4 protein-coding genes are annotated in these 3,024 nt (G+C 51.3%); 1 reads left to right on the top strand and 3 read right to left on the bottom strand.

Annotation, left to right across the window (positions count from 1 at the left end; all coding sequences use genetic code 11):
- Positions 1–121: 121 nt before the first annotated feature.
- On the top strand, positions 122–388 hold the full coding sequence (locus FPT12_RS27560; protein ID WP_145022784.1) for a short-chain dehydrogenase: 267 nt from the start codon (positions 122–124) through the stop codon (positions 386–388).
- A gap of 273 nt (positions 389–661) precedes the next feature.
- On the opposite strand, the gene FPT12_RS27555 is transcribed toward FPT12_RS27560, so the two are convergent.
- From FPT12_RS27555 to FPT12_RS28190, 3 genes are all read right to left on the bottom strand, one after another.
- Positions 662–1,036 (bottom strand): hypothetical protein, encoded by a 375-nt coding sequence (locus FPT12_RS27555; protein WP_256676881.1) that lies wholly within the window; start codon positions 1,034–1,036, stop codon positions 662–664.
- A gap of 203 nt (positions 1,037–1,239) precedes the next feature.
- Positions 1,240–1,563 carry a hypothetical protein gene (locus tag FPT12_RS27550; RefSeq protein WP_256676880.1) on the bottom strand — a complete coding sequence of 108 codons (324 nt, stop codon included), beginning with the start codon at positions 1,561–1,563 and terminating at the stop codon, positions 1,240–1,242.
- Positions 1,556–3,024 (bottom strand): DUF637 domain-containing protein (locus FPT12_RS28190; RefSeq protein WP_256676879.1); only part of this gene is annotated, 1,469 nt, incomplete at its 5' end. The genes FPT12_RS28190 and FPT12_RS27550, both read right to left, overlap by 8 nt.

The raw sequence follows: 3,024 nt of genomic DNA, 5'->3' as shown, positions 1-3,024 counted from the left end.
CCACCCGCCCGGAACACATCGTCTCGTTACGCTGGGCCAGCCAGCAGATGCTCGGCACCGCCCGCTCATTGCTCCAGGCTTCGATCGACGGACTGCACGCCGCCCAACCGGGAGATGACGCATGAACCCGCATATGCCGATGACCAACAATGATTGCGATATCCCGGTGCTGCTGGTCGCCACCCAAGCACCGCTGGATGTGCTGCACAGAAACGCCGCGACGCGGTTTCTGGCGGTCACGCAGATGATGGAAAGCCTCGCCAGCCTCGACATTGCCCATGCCAAAGGTGCAGACGTACAGCAAATCGCCCACGCAGCGGCCATGCTGCTGCGTGATGGCTGCGATGTGATGGATGTGTTGGGGCGCCAGATACGGGCGCAGCACTGAAGTAACGCACACACTGTTCCCGCACGTTGCGGGGGAAGGACCCACTGAACCTCAGGCCGTGCGTGCAAAATCTCGCAAAACGATGGTGCTTAACGCCGTACCCCGCGATAACCATGTACCTCATCGCGAGGTACGATTTATTTGAGAGGAAGGCTCTTTTTCAGAGTGGGTACAATGGTGGAGCCTTCCAAGCCGCAAACAATCTGCACTAAAAAGGGGACACCTATTAGCCTTGACTCGAGACAGGCTAATGGATGTCCCCTTTTCTATTCGCTAGCTTGAGCTGTAGTACTCATAAATATCCTCATCCGGCCAAATTTCGTCATACGCGGTAATGACGCTGAGCAGCGACTCACTTCGGCAGTCTTGCGATGCATTCAGCTCCTGCAAGGCAAAACTCTGAATTTCCTCCCACTGAAGTTCTCTCATACAAAAGGCAACCGCCTCAAATGGAGAATCGCGAGAGCACAGAATGAGCTTGAATTTTTCCACAAAAAAACTTCGGAATTTTGGATGCGCTTTTACAAACCTTAGAATATCTAGGAGTGCTTGCTCATAGGAAATCTCAAACTCTTCCCCATAAGCCATCATCGCCCGCTCACATAACGTCGCAAACTGCATCTCTACGGACTTCATTTCGGTACCCATGCTCCCTTTCTGGTAGAACCAGGCTTGAGAAAAGAGGACAGATTCTGAGAAATCCCCGCTTTTTCTTACAACAAATCAAGAACCTAGGAATTGAAGAGTTAACGGTGGACAAAGCTTAGTCAAGCTTCAAGGAATGACGTCCACAGCCTGTTTCAGGTTATTTCATCTCCCCGAAAAACGTGGTCTGTCCCCTATTACGCCACTTAAGCAACCGAGAACGATGAAAAATAAAACGATAATTTTCCATCTTCAAGATCACTCAATTGATAACGCATCCTATCAAAGCCAGAATCCAGCTTATTAACGTTCATATGCATCAGCTGAGTTAATCCGCCGCCAAAATCACGGGACGTAAATTGGCTAATATCAATGAATCTGATACGCACGACATCAGCCCCTACCTTTTCAGAGGCCGAAATCGATAGAGATAAATCATAAGCCATTCCATCCTCATTCAACTGAATACTAATGGCATGCAAGCAGTTGTGAGCAACAAGCAATTCATTCAATTCTGGAAGACTAATCATTATTGACCCTCGTCTCTTTCCCATTGGAGCCATAGCCTGGACCATATTCATAGGTATGCGTGTGCGGGTCGGAATGATATTCCGCAGGCTTTCCTTGGTTCCCATATCCGTGATTAGTGTAATCCGTTCTTTTAACCTGCCGGCCATACTGGTCGTACTCGATCACAGATTCTTCCAGTTTCCCAGTCGCGGGGTTGTACCTCTCCTGTGTCACACTCCCTATTCCAGGAGTCGTCTGATGCGGTTTCTTCCCGGTAAATACCTCGTCTGGAAACGTTCCTTCCGTTGCAGCAACTTTCGTCCCGCCCGTCGCAGCTGTACCTGCTACCTCTTTTGCACCAGCAGCCTTCCCAACCCCAAGGAGTATAGCCGACCACTTGGCAACGCTTCCCACCGTTTCAGGCTCGACATTGACACCCATCTGCCCTGCAAAGTCGCTAGCAGCTTGCGCAGCTCCCGACGCTATCCCAGCCTCCACAAGGCGAATTTGAGTGGTTTGATTCATCAACTGAGCAGTTGTAAGTACTTGTTTCATCTCCCTTGGAATATCGTCGGATACCCGCGCTTGAGAAATGAGTTCGTGCGTCTTGTTGTAATCCGCCACCAAATCCTGAAATGCTGCTTTACATCCTTTTGGATCAGCCTCGCAAAACGACCTCAGCCGTTTCTCGTTGGCATCATTCAAATCTGCGTATTTGTTTCTTACCTGCTCACAGGTATTAGTGGCGACACAGGTTCTGGACTCCTCTATTAATCCCTCAACCTCCTTGTGGTTCAGGTAGTTGTTAACCGTCGCCTGCTGTGCCACCCATCCAGCTACTTGCTGATCCTTATCACTACCACCGGCCGCCGCCGCAACAGTCATACCCAGCAGTTGAGAAGTCATGGCCAACACTTGGTTATGAGCTTCGCCAGGAAAAATTTTGTCCCCCACCAGTTGGACCAACGCTTTGTTTGCGCCAGCCGCCAGCGCCGAAGTAGTGAAGTCTCCACCTGCCGCCTCACCGATCAAACCACCTACTATGGCGTGAACTGCAACCTTGGTCGGTAAACCACTACCTAACAAACGATCACCGACCTTGTCGTAGATCGCCCCACTAAGCATATCAGCGGCCATTCCGATCGCGGTCTGGGCGACGTTGTCTTTGAACTTCCCGCCATTGACGACTGTTTTCAACGCAGAGTTAACCGCTAATCGAGCACCAATGCTCGCATTCCCGATACCACCGCTTACTCCGGCAACCACATAACCTTTAAGGCTTTCCTTGGAAGTAACATCTTTGAGTACAGCCCCAAGGTTGCCTCTGTTGTTGATTCCGCTGACGGCTGCCGTGCTGGCCATAGAGGTCAAGACGGCTGTGGCCATCATGTTTCCCAGACCCGCCGAGGTGGCAACGGTGGCAGCAGTGGCAGCAGTAGTCGCCGTTGCTGCGGTAGCTGCGGTAGCTGTCGTTGCCGCCG

This window comes from Pseudomonas sp. H3(2019), from assembly GCF_007713465.1.
Classification (GTDB): Bacteria; Pseudomonadota; Gammaproteobacteria; order Pseudomonadales; family Pseudomonadaceae; genus Aquipseudomonas.
This window is presented reverse-complemented; position numbering and strand designations above follow the sequence as displayed.